Annotated in this window: 12 protein-coding genes; all 12 read left to right on the forward strand. The window is 44.1% G+C overall.

Annotated elements, in window-relative coordinates; translation table 11 throughout:
- The first annotated feature begins 27 nt into the window (after positions 1 to 27).
- Genes BMW61_RS04735 through BMW61_RS04790 form a run of 12 tightly spaced genes read left to right on the forward strand, consistent with a single transcriptional unit; the run spans position 28 to position 18,345 of the window.
- Positions 28 to 2,553: an MMPL family transporter gene (locus BMW61_RS04735; protein WP_091820072.1), complete on the forward strand. Its 2,526-nt coding sequence runs from the start codon at positions 28 to 30 to the stop codon at positions 2,551 to 2,553.
- Positions 2,550 to 6,182, forward strand: coding sequence for a hypothetical protein (locus tag BMW61_RS04740; protein WP_091820073.1), 3,633 nt, complete (start codon positions 2,550 to 2,552; stop codon positions 6,180 to 6,182). The genes BMW61_RS04735 and BMW61_RS04740 overlap by 4 nt, the downstream gene beginning before the upstream one ends.
- A gap of 11 nt (positions 6,183 to 6,193) precedes the next feature.
- Positions 6,194 to 7,201 (forward strand): hypothetical protein, encoded by a 1,008-nt coding sequence (locus BMW61_RS04745; protein ID WP_026498298.1) that lies wholly within the window; start codon positions 6,194 to 6,196, stop codon positions 7,199 to 7,201.
- A 49-nt stretch (positions 7,202 to 7,250) separates the two neighbouring features.
- Positions 7,251 to 8,468, forward strand: a complete 1,218-nt coding sequence (locus tag BMW61_RS04750; protein WP_091820075.1) for an aspartate aminotransferase family protein — start codon at positions 7,251 to 7,253, stop codon at positions 8,466 to 8,468.
- Positions 8,465 to 9,544 carry a glycosyltransferase family 2 protein gene (locus BMW61_RS04755; protein WP_091820076.1) on the forward strand — a complete coding sequence of 360 codons (1,080 nt, stop codon included), beginning with the start codon at positions 8,465 to 8,467 and terminating at the stop codon, positions 9,542 to 9,544. Before BMW61_RS04750 ends, BMW61_RS04755 begins: the two co-directional genes overlap by 4 nt.
- A 3-nt stretch (positions 9,545 to 9,547) precedes the next feature.
- Positions 9,548 to 10,681 (forward strand): glycosyltransferase family 52, encoded by a 1,134-nt coding sequence (locus BMW61_RS04760; protein ID WP_091820077.1) that lies wholly within the window; start codon positions 9,548 to 9,550, stop codon positions 10,679 to 10,681.
- Between the two features lie 11 nt (positions 10,682 to 10,692).
- Entirely contained in the window at positions 10,693 to 12,444 is a 1,752-nt protein-coding gene (locus BMW61_RS04765; RefSeq protein WP_022760292.1) for an ABC transporter ATP-binding protein, read from the forward strand.
- Positions 12,445 to 12,448: 4 nt separating this feature from the next.
- Complete coding sequence (locus BMW61_RS04770; protein ID WP_091820079.1) at positions 12,449 to 14,209, forward strand: hypothetical protein; 1,761 nt, start codon at positions 12,449 to 12,451, stop codon at positions 14,207 to 14,209.
- A 53-nt stretch (positions 14,210 to 14,262) separates the two neighbouring features.
- Positions 14,263 to 14,724 carry a GtrA family protein gene (locus BMW61_RS04775; RefSeq protein ID WP_022760290.1) on the forward strand — a complete coding sequence of 154 codons (462 nt, stop codon included), beginning with the start codon at positions 14,263 to 14,265 and terminating at the stop codon, positions 14,722 to 14,724.
- Between the two features lie 34 nt (positions 14,725 to 14,758).
- Positions 14,759 to 15,895, forward strand: coding sequence for a dTDP-4-amino-4,6-dideoxygalactose transaminase (gene rffA / locus BMW61_RS04780; protein WP_091820080.1), 1,137 nt, complete (start codon positions 14,759 to 14,761; stop codon positions 15,893 to 15,895).
- A 23-nt stretch (positions 15,896 to 15,918) separates the two neighbouring features.
- Entirely contained in the window at positions 15,919 to 17,784 is a 1,866-nt protein-coding gene (locus BMW61_RS04785) for a hypothetical protein (RefSeq protein WP_091820082.1), read from the forward strand.
- 12 nt (positions 17,785 to 17,796) lie between these two features.
- Positions 17,797 to 18,345 (forward strand): GNAT family N-acetyltransferase, encoded by a 549-nt coding sequence (locus BMW61_RS04790; RefSeq protein ID WP_091820083.1) that lies wholly within the window; start codon positions 17,797 to 17,799, stop codon positions 18,343 to 18,345.

The following is an 18,345-nucleotide window of genomic DNA, read 5'->3' on the forward strand; positions in this document are numbered from 1 at the left end:
TGTAAAGGCTTTGAGGGGGAATTGAATATGGCTAAACAAGGAGAAGTTCGTTCTAAGGCTTCTGTTCAGAAGGAAGATGACAATGTCATGATCAAGGTTGCGACCTTTATCGTAGACAGACGTAACCTTTTCTTTTTGATATTCGGAATTGTTCTGATTTTCTGTGCTATCGCGTCGGGGATGGTCAAGGTCGAGAATGCGCTCTCGGCTTATCTTCCCGACTCCTTTGAGACCAGTATCGGTCTTGATCTCATGGAAAAAGAGTTTACAACCTACGGATCTGCCAAGATTATGGTGTCCAATATTGTCTATGAGGACGCTGAAAAACTGGCAGAGGATATTCGTGCCCGCGGTGACGTCTCGATGCTTCAGTTTGACGAGACTCCGGATCATTACAACAATTTTTCCGCGCTCTTTGACGTTACTTTCAAGTACGAAGAGAAGGATGAAAGGGCGCTTCAGGGACTCGAAGAGATTAAAGAAATGCTCTCTTCCTACGATATTTTCGTGTCGACCACAATGGGCAATGCCTCTGCGGAGACTATCGCCAAGGAGATGAAAACCGTAAGTGCTCTGGTTGTGGTTATTGTGCTTGTGGTGTTGGTCCTTACTTCACAGACTTATGCTGAGATACCGGTTCTCCTTCTTACGTTCGGAGCTGCGGCTGTAATGTCAGCCGGTACCAATTTCATTCTGGGTACAATTTCTTTTGTATCCGATTCCGTTACAATCGTACTTCAGCTTGCGCTTTCAATCGATTATGCGGTAATTTTCTGTAACAGATATAAAGAGGAGCATGAAAATCTGCCTATCAGAGAAGCGGATATCATAGCCCTCAGTAAAGCAATTCCTGAGATTTCCTCAAGTTCCCTAACCACCATTGGCGGTCTTGTTGCCATGATGTTCATGCAGTTCGGCATTGGGCGCGATATGGCTATATGCCTTATCAAGGCTATTGTTCTAAGCCTTGTGGCAGTATTCCTTCTTATGCCGGGTCTTATCATGATATTCGGATCGCTTATGGATAAGACAAGACATAAGAGCTTTGTTCCCAAGATTCCATTCGTTGGAAAATTCGATTTCTTTACAAGATTTATAGTGCCGCCGATTTTCCTGGTACTTATCATCGGGGCATTTATCGTTCAGAATAAATGTCCGTTTGTCTATGGCTATTCCAAGGTTGAAACTCCGATTAAGAATGAAACACAGATAGCGAGCGAACTCATAAGCGAGACCTTCGGGGATTCAAATATGGTTGCAGTCGTGGTTCCCGCGGGCAACTATGACAAGGAAAAGAGACTGATTCAGACCTATCTCAAGTGCGAGGAGGTAAAGTCTGCGCAGGGTCTTGCCAACATCGAAGCGATGGGTGGTTACTGCCTTGCGGATAAGCTGACAGTGAGAGAGTTTTCCGAACTTTTGGAGCTTGATTATGAGGTGGCAGAGCTTCTTTACATGGCCTATGCGGTAAACGACAAGAATTATGCAAAGCTTGTGAACGGACTATCAACCTACAGAGTTCCTCTCATTGATATGATCATGTTCCTCCACGATGAGGTGGATGAGGGATATGTAACGCTGGATGAGAGCATGCAGGAAAAGCTTGATGATGCTTATGAGCAGATGAATATCGTCAAAAAACAGCTGCAGGGTGAAAACTACAGCAGAATTCTTGTGTACTTAAATCTCCCCCAGGAGGGCGAGGAAACATTTAATTTCCTTAATTCGATGCACACCATGGCGAACAATTTTTATGAGGGTCAAATTCTGGTAATAGGTGAAGCCACCAGCCAGTTTGACCTTCAGAAGACCTTCTCCGTGGATAATACGGTGGTTACCGTTATTTCAATTCTGGCCGTGCTAGTAGTCCTTCTGTTTACCTTTAAGTCAGCGGGTATGCCGGTGCTCCTTATCCTGGTAATCGAGGGAGCTATCTGGATCAACTTTGCGTTCCCGACCATTGAAAACAACAATATTTTCTTCATGACCTACCTGATTGTCAGCTCAATTCAGATGGGTGCAAATATCGACTATGCGATCGTTATTTCCGGAAGATTTATGGAACTCAAGGATAAGATGTCCCATAAGGATGCGATAATTGAGACTATGAACTTCGCGTTCCCTACAATTATTACTTCGGGATCAATGCTGGCGCTTGCAGGCTTTGCAATCGGACAGCTGACTTCGGATGGCGCTATATGCGGCATCGGACAGTGCCTCGGACGGGGAACGGTCATATCCATTATTCTGGTAATGTTCGTACTGCCCCAGATACTTCTTATAGGAGCAAGTATTATAGACAAAACTTCATTCGCTGTTACGCTGCCTCTTACCATGGAGCGCGATACCGGCCTTATGCGAGTTGACGGCATAATAGAGGGACAGATCAACGGAACGGTTATAGGTGAGATGCATGCCGTTGTAAGAGGCGATGTGAGAGCCTTCATCCAGAGTGGTAATCTTGAGAGACTTGATGCGACCAGGATTACCGCGGAGGACCTCGAAAAGCTTCTTGAGGGCAGAGACGCAGTGAATGAGGAGGAGAACGCATGAAAAAGAAAAATTCCGGACTCATTCTGAAAAAACTGTCTGCATCTGTACTGGCGTTTGCTGTTTTTGCAGGCACATCGCACATAGATGCAAGTGCAATAAATGAACTTGAAAATGAGCTGATAGAGGGGCTTCGAAACAGGGTTAAAAGTGAAGCCACTACTTCCATGCTTGAAAAGAGCGAGAAGGAAAGCAGCGATGAGCTTGCCGATGAGGAGGCATATCAGATAAGGCTTCGCCAAGGCTCTGAAGTCACATCCGGAGATGCGGCTGCCGGTGAAGATGAACCGGTGGAAATTGTTTATAAGAGTATTTCTATTGAAAGTCTTGAGGATTTCCTTGAGTTTTCAAAGAATTGTAAGAGCGATGCATGGTCTCTTGATAAGACAGTCAGCCTTAAGACAGATATTGATCTTACTGGCTCCGATTTTGAGATGATCCCGTTTTTTAACGGAATCTTCAATGGCGAAGGTCATGAGATAAAAGGATACAGTAATGCCGAAGATCCCTATATTACGGGAGTTTTCAGATATATAGGAATAAACGGTATAGTGCAGAATCTGAATGTATCCGGTGAAGTCAGAATGAAGGATGAGCTGAAATTTACCGGCGGAATCTGCGGAATGAATCTCGGCATTATCAAAAACTGCACTTACAACGGAATTCTGGAGGGCAATAATACAGTTGGCGCAATAGCAGCCATCAATGAAAACACTGGCCTTATAAGCGGGTGTACAAATGATGCTCATGTATCGGGGTATTACTACACAGGAGGAATCACCGGCAAAAATTACGGAATAGTATCGGAATCCGTCAATAACGGAAGTATAAATGATAACGCTGAGTGGGTTGTAAAGGATGATGAGAAGGGCGAAAGTATAATCCAGTCCATTTCCTCAGACAGCAGTGATGAGACGAAAATTCGCTCAGGTATTGATACCGGCGGTATTGCAGGCTACTCAAAAGGAAATATCGCAAGGTGTAAGAATAAAGGAAATATCGGATATGAGCATGTTGGCTACAATGTAGGCGGAATTGTCGGAAGACAGATGGGCATCGTGTCCTACTGTGAAAACATGGGAATTATCTACGGAAGAAAGGATATCGGCGGAATCGTAGGTCAGATGGAACCTTACCTTGAGCCGGAGGATATCCAGACACTTCCTGAAGCAGCTGATAAGCTTCACGACCTTGTTAATAAAACTCTCACGGATATGGACGGAGACGTGGATGTCATTTCCTCTGATGTCACTGATCTGACCGGCTACGCGAACGGAGTTGTGGATGACGGCCGCGCACTTACGGGAGAACTGACAACCTCTGTAAATGCCAATGTCCGTGTTGTTAATGCTGTAATTGAGCGCTTTGAATATGTTATGCAGAATATCCCCGGGGTACTCGATCATATGTCAAGTGCATCGGATAAGATGTATTACTTTAATAATGCGCTAGCCAGAGCTATCGAGAACATCAACGTCGAAGGCGAGCTTTCGGATGAAGACAGAGATGCGATCGAGAGCAGTGAAAGAGATATCTATGACAAAATGGCCAACACTAACGAGAAGACTCAGAGGATGGAGAGTCTGTCGGAAGCCATTAACCGTTTAATGTATGAGACTGATGCGAACGGTAATTATGTCTATGATGAAAACGGAGACAGAAAGCTGAGGAAGCTGACAGCTGAAGAGCAGGCGCAGCTGAATGCTTATCTTGCCGAGCTTCAGCAGCTTGCATCCGAGACGGGAAGCAATGTGTCCGGAATGTTTGGCGGAGCTTCCACTATTCTTGAGACCTATAAACCCTACGCGAGCTCTGCTACGGACGCTGTTATCGGAGAAACCGAGAATGCGATTCATGCGCTGCAGGATGCGGAAGGCGAGCTTCGTGAAGCAACAAACTGCACCAGAAGTATTATTGATTATCTGAATTCTCAGGAAAAGCTGAGACTTTCGGGACTTGGAAGCGACTGGGATGCAAGCCTTGATTCACTGCATGCGAATCTGCGAGGAATATCGGGTTCTATAGAAAATATAAACCAGGATGGGAAGTCCACTTCCCACACGCTCAATGCCAACCTGGCAGCGGTAAACGATCAGGTTAACGAAATCTACCATATTCTGTCTGACAGACTGGATATCATCTATAACGATGATGCGTCTGTTTTTACTGATGTATCGGATGAAGATATACAGCAGGCGAGAACAGGCCGTGTTGACAGTTCCAAGAATAAGGGCACGGTCAAGGGAGACATTGATATAGGCGGAATTGCGGGCTCCATGGCAATTGACGAGGAGGATCCCGAGGAGAATGCAGCCGGCAATCTGAATATCGGAAGAGGAAGTAAATATACTCTTAAGAACATAATCTTCGAGTGCACGAATGATGCAACGGTTGAGTCAAAGAAGGACGGAGCGGGACTTATCGTCGGATATATGGCGCAGGGAATTGTGTCAAACTGCGAGGGTATCGGCTACGCCAGAAGTACGGAAGGAAGTTATACGGGCGGAATTGCAGGGCAGTCAATGTCCATTATTCGGGACTGTGATTCTCTATGCCTCCTTGAAGGTAATAAGTATGTGGGCGGAATAACCGGCTACGGAACGACCATAACGGGCTGTAATGCCATGGCGACATGGCACGAGGAGCCGAGTGAAAGATTCGGTTCAATAGCAGGAATAGTTAATTCCGACTCCGAAACAAGGAAGGCAAAGCTTGATAATATCAGCGGCAACTATTTTGTCGAGAACAAGGTCGGCGGAATTGATGACATAAACTTTGAAGCTATTGCGCAGCCTGTGGAGTACAAGAAATTTTTAGAAAAGGACGGAATAGGTGATGCTTTCAGACATCTTAAGGTTATATTTGAGGTAGAAGGTATAAGAATCGGTGAGCAGGAGCTTGCTTATGGAGAGAGCCTTGCCAATCTTGAGTTCCCTGAGGAAGAGCTCAGGGAAGGCTACTATGTAAAATGGCCGGATGTATCCGATCTGGTCATGGAAGGAACCTATATTTTAACAGGTGAATATGTTGCCACAAACAAAGCAATCGAGAGTGAAGGAAAGGATGATGAATCCGGAAAGCCGATAGCAATCCTTGGCGGAAGCTACGGGGATGATGCTTATATCGATGCACAGGTTGTCGACGAGCCTTCATATAATACCGAGATGCCACTCACCGAGAGAGGAGCGGTGGTATATCGGATCAATGTTCATGAGGGTTCCTATATTCAATCTGCAGACAGGAAGATCAGACTTTACAGTCCTTACAAGAATCCTATAGTAAAGATCTATAAGGATGGAAAGTGGAAGGACACTTCTTCCAAAAAGATCGGAAGTTATGTCGAAGTGGACATGGACGGTGAGGAAGCTGTTTATGCTATAGTTGATACCAATACACTGATAAAGAAAATCCTGAAACTGGCGATATTCATTGTCCTGATAGTTCTGGCAGCCTTCATTTTCAATTTGATCATGAAGAGAATTGTCGGTAAGAAGGGTAAGGAGAAGAAAGAAAAAGAGGAGAAAAAGCCCGAGGTCAACAAGCTTCTGAAGGAAGAGGCCGATAACGTAGGAACTGCAGCATCTAAGAACAAAAGAAGAAAGAGCAGAAAAGGAAGAAATAGAAGAAGATAAGGAGAGCTGACATGAAAAAGTACAATTTTAAAAGGCTGTTTTTCATAATGACCGCGAATGTGCTGGCAATGTTCTCCATTGTCTTTGCAAACAATTTTCCTGTAAGTGCAGCTTCTACGGTGATCACGCAGACTATGTATTCCACCGACAGCGTGACCATGCACTGGGTTAAGGTTCCGGGAGCAAAGGAGTACTATCCGGCGATTGCTGAGAGTAAAAGTGAAGCTGAGGAGGCAGCAAAAAAGCACGGAGTGGTCCTTGGAGATACTGAAATCAGCTATACTTTTAACAGCCTGAACCCCGGGACAATCTATTATGTTGCGCTAAGGTGTCTGTATACGGATTCCAAGGGGGATAAGGAAGAAACCGTAGGCACGGCGATAATGAAAACTATTCCCGGGAAGGTGACGGGGCTCACCCAGGCGAAGTGGTATTCGAACAAGAAGACCGTATATGTCACCTGGGATAAGCAGACGGCTGCGACTTTCAAATATGTTTTCATGGACAGGTTCGGAAGGCGCATAAGAGAGGGAGTTTCCTTTAAGAATTCTTTCAGCAGAAGGATCGATAACAACAAGTGCTATTCGTTCAAGGTCAGGTCCGTGGCGCTTGTGGGCGGGAAGACCTACGAGAGTGAATGGTCCGACAGGATATATCTCTTTGCACAGCCCATGATAAAGTCATATAATTATGGGAATGATTTTGCTGTGAAAATCTCTGGCGGATCACTTAATATCAAATGGGACCGCGTGAAATATGCCAATGAAGGTTATAATATCTATGTGTCGAAGAATCGCGACAAGGGATATACCCTGGTTGGGCATGCATCAAAAAAGAAGAGTCAGAAAACCATAAAAAGATTCAAGGGCAGCAGATTTAAGAAATCAGGTACGTATTATATTTATGTTGAGGGGCTGAGACAGGGACCTACAGCCTTGAGCTCAACGGGTATAGGCTATGTGTGGGAATATAAGAACGGAAAAGTAAGACAGACCTATTACCACGGAAGTTACGAGTGATCTTTTTATGAATCGGCGGCAGTAATTATTTAGAAATCGGGGAGTGAAAATGTACGAAATCGGAAGCGAATTCAATTTAGAAAAAACTACAGAGCGAAAGGATTTGACCTTTGAACTTTCAGAAGTTGCCGAAAAAGCGGGACGCTATATAGAGTTTCTGCGATGCGGAAGGGATGCTATCGGCTTTGTGGCAGACGATATTATCGCCCGTTTTCAGGATGATGGCATAAATCCCAGAGAAGAAGGAGCGCTTACGGCGTTTTTGCCGGCACTTGCATGCGATTCGATGGTTCTCCCTTTTGAAGTGCGCGGATTTAAGCTTGTGTATTACAAGGTTAAGGAAGATCTCAGTATAGATGCAGAGGACCTTTTTTCTAAGCTTGAAAAAGGAAAGGGCGAAGGCTCTTTTAAGCCGGTTATTCTTATAATGAATTATTTCGGAGTATCAGATACTGCGGATATTGCAAAGAGCATCAGAGAGAGATGCAGTGATGCTGTGATAATTGAGGACGTCACGCATATTCTGTTTGATGATAAAGCCTATTTAACAAAGAATGCTATCCCGGATTATCAGGTGGGAAGCATACGCAAATGGCTTGGAGTTCCGGACGGAGCCTTTGCGGTTAGTAAAAGTGAATTTCTGATGGGGGCTCTTACCGGAGAGACAGATTTTACCGCGCTCAGGCTTGAGGCTCTCACTGAGAAGAGTGAATATCTTGAAAAAGGAGATCCGGAGATTAAGGTGCATTTCAGAAAGCTTCTCTCGGACGCTGAGGACAGCCTTAGTGACGGACTTGATCCCTATCATATGTCGGATGTGAGCGCAGAACTTTTGAGCGATTTTGATACCTACAAAATGAGCGACAGAAGAAGGGCCAATTATAGGAATCTGTATAAATTGTTGTCGGAGCTGCCTCTTTGTGGGAAAGCATTCAGTCTTCTTCCGGAGATTCCGGAGGTTTATGATGGAGAGTATAAATACACTCCGTTTATGCTTCCCATTGTGCTTGATATTGATTTTATGAGAAGGAGTGCTATCACGGAAGCGGGCAAGAATATTACCCGCGATGGTTTTGAGAGAATGCTTGCGGAAAAAGGTGTCTATGCGCCGGTACTTTGGCCGATCCTTCCGGATGCGGCAAAAGCTTGCGAAACCTCGGCTCATTTTTCGGATAACATGCTCGCTTTCTGGATAGATCAGCGTTATAACCGTTTTGATATGGAGCAGATAGCGGCGGTACTTGGGGAGGAGCTCTCCAGGTTATGAGACTTAGCGTAATTGTGCCCGTTTACAATATGGCGGGAGAGGATAAATTGAAACACTGTCTGGATTCACTTGTGGGGCAGACCCTGCCTGACGGGGAGATTGAGATAATTGCGGTTGACGACTGCTCGACGGATAATTCCTTTGAGCTGATGCAGGATTATGAGAAGCGCTATCCCGGAAGATTTGTGGCAATTCACAGTCCGGTCAACCATCACCAGGGCGGAGCCAAGAACATAGGACTTGGAATTGCCAAGGGTGAGTGGCTTGGCTTTATCGATGCTGATGACTGGGTGGTTCCGGATTATTACGAGAGACTTCTTAAGAAAGCGGATGAAACCGGCGCAGACATGGTGGGCTGCGATTACAGCCTTGTGGATTGTTATACCTTTACTCCCGGGAAGATTGTTCACAACAATAATGAAGAGCAGACAGGTGTGATGGATGAGGAGAAGTATAAGAAGCTCCTTCTGGACACCGGAAGTCTGGTGGTGAAGATCTACAAAAGAAATATTGTTATGGGAGATACAAAGCCGGTTTCCGTTACCGAGAACGGAAGTACGCTGAAAAAGGCCTACGTCTTTCCCGAGGATATTTTCTACGAGGATAATGCTGTCAGCAATACATGGATGCTTCGCGTAAAGCATTTCGAATATATTGAGGAGCCGCTCTATTTCTATTTTCAGCATAACGCCTCAACTGTTCATACTGTCTCCAAAAAGAACCTTGAGGACAGAATGACGGCGGGCAGACAGATACTTGCTGAGGCTAAGGAGAACGGATATCTTGAGAAGTACAAACCCGAGATAGAATTTATGTACACAGTGCTGTTTTATGTGAACACACTGTTTTCAGCCATGCCGAAGGAACAGCACATCGAGGGGTGTTATGACTTTACTAAGAAGATGGGGCTAGAGATGAAGGAGGCTTTTCCTGGTTTTCAGAATAACCCCTATTATCTGGAGAGAATCCACGCAGAGGAAAAGAAGCTGATCGGCATGCAGATGAAGTCGCATCTGCTGTTTTATGCTTATTACAGGCTGTTGTGGTTTTACAGGAATTTGAGAAAGAAGAGATAAAAATTGCACGAGAGAATATATGTATGCCACACTTTTTATCATGTGTATGTGGCATGCCTTAAGGAATTTCATATATTACATCAGTTTTCGGGAGCTATAATCGGAGCTTCCAAAGCCGGCGCGGGAAGTGAGATGGCGGGACGCGCCACGCTTGTGCTCTCCAAGATGAGCAACAAGTTTGGAAGTATGGTGGACAGAGCCAGGGACTGCGGCCTTTTTGAGGAGGTCATCGAGTACGATGAAAAAGTTGATACCTTTTTCCCTGAGCTTGCACCGCTCCGTACCAATACCGGAAGCCTTCCGAAGAACATGATAAACAGAATAAAATTCTGTAAGAGATTTGCGCAGCTGCAGGAGAAGTATGTCCCTGTGGATTTCACAAAGTACAAGGACATCTATGTGTTCTGCGACTCCGATCCGATCGGCTATTATCTCAACTACAAGAAGATCAGATATCATGCCCTTGAGGACGGACTTAACTGCATAAAATACGGTGATCAGGCGCGCTACGACAACAACGGACATTTTAAGTTCAAGGCGTGGCTTGCTTCAACCGGACTCATCTTCATTCAAAACGGATGGGGCAGATACTGCATAGACATGGAGGTCAACGATATCTCTATTCTCGACTACCCCTGTCCTAAATACATTGAAGTTCCGCGCGAGTCGCTGGTTCAGGAACTCACACAGTCCGATAAGGACCTTATGCTTAAGCTCTTTGTTGAAAATATGGATGAGCTCAAAAAGCAGCTTGAGGAAGGCGCGGACAAGCCGAGGGTATTGATATTATCGGAGCCTCTCTGCGACCTGGAAACAAGAGAAAGACTCTTTAAAGACCTGGTCAGAGATTACGGCACCGTTAACGGCAAGGAAGCCATAGTGATGATTAAGCAACATCCCCGCGACTATCTTGACTACAAGACAAAGTTCCCGGAGGTAATCCTCCTTGCAGGCACCTTCCCGATGGAGATGTTAAACTTTATCGATGGCCTGAAATTTGATAAACTAGTATCTGTTTATACAGTTGTGGATTCTATTAAATTCGTCGACGAAAAACTTTTCCTCGGCGATGATTTCATGGACAAATACGAAGCCCCTGAGATCCACCGACTAAACGAACAGATAATTGATGACTAAATAGGAGAAACATGAAAAAGATTTATAACAAGATGATGGTCTTATTGGATGGCCGTCAGAAAAAGCAGATGGTGCTCATTGTACTGATGATGCTTTTGGGCGGTATTCTTGAGACACTTGGAATTGCAATGCTGATACCGGCTATGCAGACGATTTTAGAGAAGGATAATTTACCGGAACACAAAAATCTTTATGCTGCTTACAATTTCCTTGGATGTAGCAGCGTAGAGCAGTTTGCGATATTGATATTCCTGTCCATTATATTGATATTTATAGTTAAGAATATAGTGCTTTTTATCATAAATGTTATACAGCTTCGGTTTGTATATACAAATCAGTTTGCTACTTCAAGGCGAATGATGATCAACTTCATGCAAAGACCCTATGAGTATTATTTAAATGCTGATACATCAATAATTCAGAGAAATATAACCTCTGATGTTAACAATATGTATGGTCTTATTTTGAGTTGTCTTCAGCTTATTTCTGAAGTAATAGTGTTTACATGTCTTGTTATCATGTTGCTTATTAAGGATTTCAAGTTGACATTGTTTATTTCAGTATTACTTGTTACGGTTCTTTTGGTTATCAAATATATTATCAAGCCAATCATGGTTAAGGCCGGTCAGGATAACCAGGACTACTACAGCGGACTATTTAAGTGGATTGAAGAGTCTGTTATGGGAATCAAGGAAATAAAGATTGCCAACAAAGAGAATTATTTCATAAACGGCTATGCAGATTGTGGTGCCGGTTATGTGAATGCAGTTCAGAAGTACAATCTTTATAATTCAACGCCAAGACTTCTTATAGAGACTATCGGAATAGCCGGAATGATCGGATATATGCTGGTTATGATTGCGTACGGTAAGGATCTTAATGACATGGTGGGAACAATCACCGTTGTTGGTGCAGCTGCGGCAAGACTCCTTCCCAGTGCAAACAGAATCAACAACTACCTCACTTCGATAGCTTATTTTGAGCCGTTTTTCATGAACGTAAGTGATAACCTCCAGGAGGAGATCAACGACGGTTCTGTTTCCTATAAAGCTGAGGATTACAGGGTGATGAAGCAGGTTGAAAAGCTTCCTGTTCATAAGAGTATAGAGCTTAAAAACATTACCTACCACTATCCGAATTCCGAGGCTTATGTCCTGAAAAATGCAGACATGAGCATTCCGGTTGGAAAGTCAATCGGTATTGTCGGAACCTCAGGTGCCGGTAAGACAACAATCGTTGATATCATGCTGGGATTATTAAAAATCGAGACCGGTGAGATTTTGGCTGATGGCGTTGAGATAAGAGAACATTATCCGGAGTGGCTTAAGAATATAGGTTACATTCCGCAGACAATTTTCATGCTGGATTCAACCATAAGGAAAAATGTTGCCTTTGGTATTCCGGATGAGGATATAGATGATAACAAGGTCTGGGCAGCTCTTAAGGAGGCTCAGCTTGATGAATATGTCAGAGGCCTTCCCGACGGACTTGATACCACTATCGGTGAGAGAGGTATCAGGCTTTCCGGCGGACAGAGACAGCGTATCGGTATCGCAAGAGCGCTCTTTGAGGATCCCGAGGTTCTGGTTCTCGATGAGGCGACCAGTGCGCTTGATAATGAGACCGAGGCAGCGATTATGGATTCCATAAACAGATTGCACGGAAAAAAGACACTTGTAATAATTGCGCACAGACTTCAGACCATCGAGAAGTGCGACATGGTATACAGGGTTGACAGCCAGAAGGTAACACAACAGAGGTGAGGGTATGCTTACACTGAGCGCAGTCAGAGAAAAAATATTCAGACTTAAAAAATATCAGGAACCGCTCGAAAAGTGGGTTTTTCCTATAATTCTGCTTCTGTACCCTCTTATCGGAGTGGCGCAGGGGGTTGATACAACCGACACAACTTACAGCCTTGGGAATTACGAGTATACGGGAAACCTTGATCCCATGTGGATCATTGCGACATACATTCCCAATATGGTGGGCAGATTATTTATGGCGCTTCCCGGCGGAAAAACCATGCTGGGGATGAACATTTACTGCTCCTTTGTGATCAGTGCGACTGCAATCGTGGCGTATTATCTGCTTCAGCGATGGATGCCCGGCTGGATGATGTTCATCGGTGAAATAATCGCCATAAATCTTTGCTGGTGTCCCAGAGTAATTCTTTATAATTATCTGACATATTTTTGCTTCACCACAGGCACGCTTCTTTTGATGCATGCCATGACCGATTATCAGGTCACAAAATGGAAATTTGTATTGGCCGGTTTCTTCTTTGGAATCTCCGTAATGGTGAGATTTCCCAATATTGTCGAAGCGGCAATGATACTTATATTGTGGTACTACGAGGGTATCCATAAAAATAGCTTCAAGGAAATTATGAGAAAAACCGGACTTTGCATTGCGGGATATTTGATAGGTTTTATCATTCCTTTTATTGCAATCAGTATTACCTACGGATTTGGAGCTTATCCCGAAATGATTTCCTCGCTGTTTTCAATGTCCGCCGAAGCAACGGATTATTCGGCAGGAGGAATGGCAGGAGCAATCTTAGCGGCATGGTATACAAGCTTTAAGCATATGGTAATCATGATACCCTGCATGATCGTGGGCTCAATCATGTTTTTTATGAAGCCCGGAAGATTTTACTGGATTAAGAGAATATTATATATTGCCGGCATTTTTATGCTGCTCTATTACTACTATCAGGAGAGCGTATTTACCAGGAGTTATTTTTACTATGACTCAATGTTTGAACCGGCGATGATGTTCCTGATATGCGGCATCTGCTTCTTTTCTCTCGGTGTTACCAGGGGCCTTCGCGGACAGGCATCGGAGAGAAGCCTTTGCCTTGCGTGCCTTTTGATTATGATAATTACACCGCTTGGAAGCAATAACTATACCTACCCGCTTCTTAACAATCTCTTCATTGTTGCGCCATTTATCATGTGGATGTTCAGAAGAGTGAGACAGGCAGCAGGTGCAAAGGAACTGCACTTTACCTGGAAGGCTATGTATATGGCGATTCTTGTTCTGATATTTTTCCAGAGCACGATCTTTCATTATAAATACAGCTTTGTGGATGGGACTGACGGAACGGAGAGATCCGCTCTTATTGGAACGCAGGAGCTTTCCAAGGCAGCGGGTATGTACACGACACCTGAAAATGCTGACAGCCTTGCGGAGCTAAGTAGTCTATTAAGCAAAGAGGGGCTTAGGGATAAAAAGCTTTTACAGTTCGGAAATGCCCCGGGACTTTCGTATCTCCTTGACATGGAGCCGGCCATTTTCAGTACATGGCCAAATCTTGATTCGAATACAATACAAAAATTTGAAGACGCTATTTCCGGGTTTGAGACGGGCGATAGTACGGAGCTTCCTGTAGTTATCGTGAACCCGAATTTTGAGGGAGAAGTCACGGCAGACAAAAAATACACCATGTTATTGGACTTCCTTGAAACCCTGAAGTATAATAAAATCTTTGAAAGTGACCGCTTTGAAGTTTATGCGGCGAGGTAAGTGACAGTGGAGACGGATTTCTCCGCGAAGAAGCTATATTTAACGGAGGAATTATGAACAATTTATTGCAACAGATAATGAAGTTTGGACTTGTCGGAGTATTCTGCTTTTTTGTGGATTACTTTCTGTATCTCGGAGCCAACTTTGTATTTACTAAGACAGGTATCGCATCGGTTTTCCCGTATTATTATCTTGTTTCGGGACTTATCGGCTTTACGGTGTCGGTGGTTGTGAACTATATTCTGAGCTTTAAATTTGTTTTTGTCCGCAGAGACGATATGAGTAGGAAAAAGGAGTTTACAATTTTCCTTATCCTCAGCATTATCGGTATGGGACTTAATGAGCTCTGCCTTTACGTAGGTGTTGACCTTATTTACATGCACTGGAAATGGCTCCAGAGCATCATGAGCGAAAGCTTTGCAAAGAACCTGTTCTTCAAGTTCGGAGCTACAGGCATAGTAATGGTATATAACTTTATCACACGAAAGATTTTTCTTGAACAAAAGGACAATTGATTCAGACAACTTTGAAACTGATCGGTGAGAGATTATGAGAATTAATTTTAATGTACCTCCCTATACCGGGAAGGAGATGGAATACATAAAAGAATGTGTGGAAAACCAGAAGATTTGCGGAGACGGTGAGTACACCAAAAAGGATAACGAGTGGTTTGAGGAGAAGACAGGTGTTAATAAGTGTCTTTTGACCACTTCATGCACCCATGCCACTGAGATGTCAGCAATCCTTGCGGGCATCAAGGAGGGGGACGAGGTGATAATGCCCTCCTACACCTTTGTTTCCACAGCAAACGCCTTTGTACTTCGTGGAGCGAAGGTGGTATTCGTCGACATCAGACCGGATACGATGAATATTGATGAAAATCTGATTGAGGCAGCGATAACACCTAAGACCAGGGCAATTGTTCCTGTTCATTATGCGGGTGTTGGCTGTGAGATGGACACCATTATGGACATCGCAAAGCGTCATAACCTTTTTGTTATTGAGGATGCGGCGCAGGGCGTTATGGCAACATATAAGGGAAGAGCCCTTGGCGCGATAGGTGATTTTGGAAATTACAGCTTCCATGAGACCAAGAATTACAGTATGGGAGAGGGCGGAGCGCTTCTTCTTCGCGATGAGACTTTTGTAAACGATGCGATCATCATAAGGGAGAAGGGAACCAACAGAACACTTTACCAGCTTGGAAAGGTTGATAAATATACCTGGCTTCAGCCCGGTTCATCCTATCTTCCGAGTGATATGAATGCGGCATATCTCTATGCACAGCTTCAGATGGCAGATGAGATAAATGATGCGAGAATGGATCACTATAACAGATACATGGAGGCTTTTGCCGATCTCTCGGATGCCGGTAAAATAGAGCTTCCTTATGTTCCGGAGGAATGTAAGCACAACGCGCACATGTTCTATATAAAGTGCAAGGATTTCGAGGAGAGAGAGGGACTTATAAAGTACCTTAAGTCCAACGATATCCTTCCTGCTTCACATTATGTGCCGCTTCATACATCCACGGCCGGCCTTAAGTACAGCAGATTCCATGGCGAAGATAAGTATACGACCAAGGAAAGCTTAAGACTCCTTAGACTGCCGATGTACTATAGTCTTACAAACGAAGATCTTGATGAAGTAGTAATGCGAGTAAAAGAGTATTACAAAGCTATATAATTGCAATGTAGAAAATAAGTGACATGGAAAATAAAAAGAGCTTCCCATCAGCCAATTCTATAATTACAGGTCTCATAACAATTGTTTTTGCTGTTGTTATGGGACTTTTGTACTCTTACTGGTTTGACTTAAACGATGACGTCCTGATGAAGGATATTCTCGCGGGAGTTTTCACGGGTACACCTGAGGGACACAATATCCAGATGCTCTATCCGATAAGCTTCCTGATAAGCCTTGTTTACAAGGTGTTCGGGAAAATTGACTGCTACGGGATATATCTTTTGCTTTGTCAATATGTGAGCTTGTTTGTGCTTGTCAGATCCTTCGCGGGAGTTATTTCGGATATCCTTGTAGACAAGGTAGGACATAAGGCGCCGAAGATAGCGGCGACAGCGATGCGCATAATATGCATTTTAGTGGTTATGGCCGTTTTCCTTACTGTTGTAGGAGGACATTTTGTTATTGTTCAGTACACCTTTGTGGTAGCAATGATGTGCAGTGCGGCAGCGGTTCTATTCTTTGAGAGGAAGGATATTGCTGCGACGGCTTTAATCATTCTGGCGTTTCTTACAAGGTCAGAGATGACACTTTTGATGCTTCCTTTTGTGCTTCTTGTGATTTTTTACAGATTTGAGGATGATGGATTTTTTAGGGAAAATGGTTTAAAGAAAAATGCTCTGCCTGTGATAGCAATTGCAGCGGGGCTGATAATATGCGAACTCTTTCATTTTGCGGGATATTCCACTAAAGATTGGAGAGAGTTTAATTCTTTTTTTGACAGCAGAACCGAGGTGTACGATTTTTATCAGATACCTTCTTATGATGAGAACAAGGATTTCTATGACAGCATCGGCCTTAAGGAAAGTGAGTATGAGCTTTTGGTCAATTACAATTTCGGCCTGGATGATGCCATAGATGCGGAAAAGATGGCGGAAATTGCCGCCTATGGGAAAAAGCTATATAATGAGAAATCTGTTTTCTACAGACTGGCAGGATGTATTTCACCATATTTGTACAGACTAAGAAGTGTGGCAAAACCGGCGGGTTTTGAATATCCTATGACGGATTCTCCCTGGAATATAGTGACGTGGATCATGTATCTTGTCACCTATGTCATGCTGCTTTTATACGAGAGCAAAAGGCATAAAAAGACCGTGAGCAGGCTACTTTTCGCAGCATGGAGACCTGCGCTGTTATTTGCCGGAAGAACCCTGATATGGCTTTATATTCTGGTCAGAGGCAGGGATCCGATAAGGATAACTCATTCACTATATCTCATAGAAATTACAGTACTTGTGGTGCTTGCGGAAGAAATGCTAAGGAGAGTCGTGACAGGACCTATCCGCGAAAGGGACAGTGAGAGCGATATGCCAAGGCTCTATGTGACCGAGGTTCTTCATATTTTTGCGGGCTTCTGTCTTGTGGCATTTGCTTCAATGTGTTTCTGGTTTATGGGACCGTCTCTGGCCGTAACCGAGGCGGAGTGTGAGGGTAGAGCAGAATATAACAAAGCCTACGAAGAGCTTTATGATTACTGCAGTATGCACAGTGATAACTTTTATTTTATGGATGTCTATACTTCGGTTGCCTACGAGGATACCGGGTATACCTATTCTCAGAAGATGTTTGGAGAAAGCAATGCTGTCAGCAATGTTACGCTGATGGGAGGCTGGGCATCCAAGAGCCCCATTGAGAAGGAAAAGCTTCGCACCTTTGGGCTTAGTGAGAACATGGGGAATGCGATTTTTGATGATAAAGCTCTTGTGATAACGGATAAGGATACGGACCTTGAGTGGATGAAGGAATACTACGCCGATGCAGGTAGGGCGATCAGTGCTGAGAAGGTTGTTGAAGTCGCCGGGGAGTTTTTAGTGTGGGATGTGAGGTAAGGAAGAATAAATATGAAAGTTATAGAAGGTGATAAGGTTTATCTGCGGGAGATAACCTATGATGATACGCCCCTGGTTGTAAAATGGAGAAATAACCCAAGGGTTAGAAACAATTTTATATACAGAGAAGTTTTCACTGATGAGATTCACAACAACTGGATGAAGACCAAGGTGGAGACCGGAGAAGTGGTACAGCTTATCATTTGTCCAAAGGATGCTGCGGATGGTGGAAGAGGCGTTGGAGATAATGAAGATAACCCGGTGGGAAGCGTATATTTAAGAGACATAGATATGAAGGAGAAAACCGCTGAGTACGGGATTTTCATCGGCGAGGATGATGCTACAGGTCATGGGTATGGTAATGAAGCGGCAGAGCTCATGTGCAGGTATGCAGCATCAAAGCTTGGCCTGAAGAGGCTTATACTCAGGGCTTTTGCGGATAATATCTCTGCACTTAAAAGCTATGAACATGCAGGCTTTGTGAAGACAGAGGATCTGCCGAAGGTGCTGTGCTCCGATGGAGAGACCGGGGACATGATACGGATGGAAAAGATACTGTGA

It is taken from the genome of Butyrivibrio sp. ob235, from assembly GCF_900109475.1.
GTDB lineage: Bacteria > Bacillota > Clostridia > Lachnospirales > Lachnospiraceae > Butyrivibrio.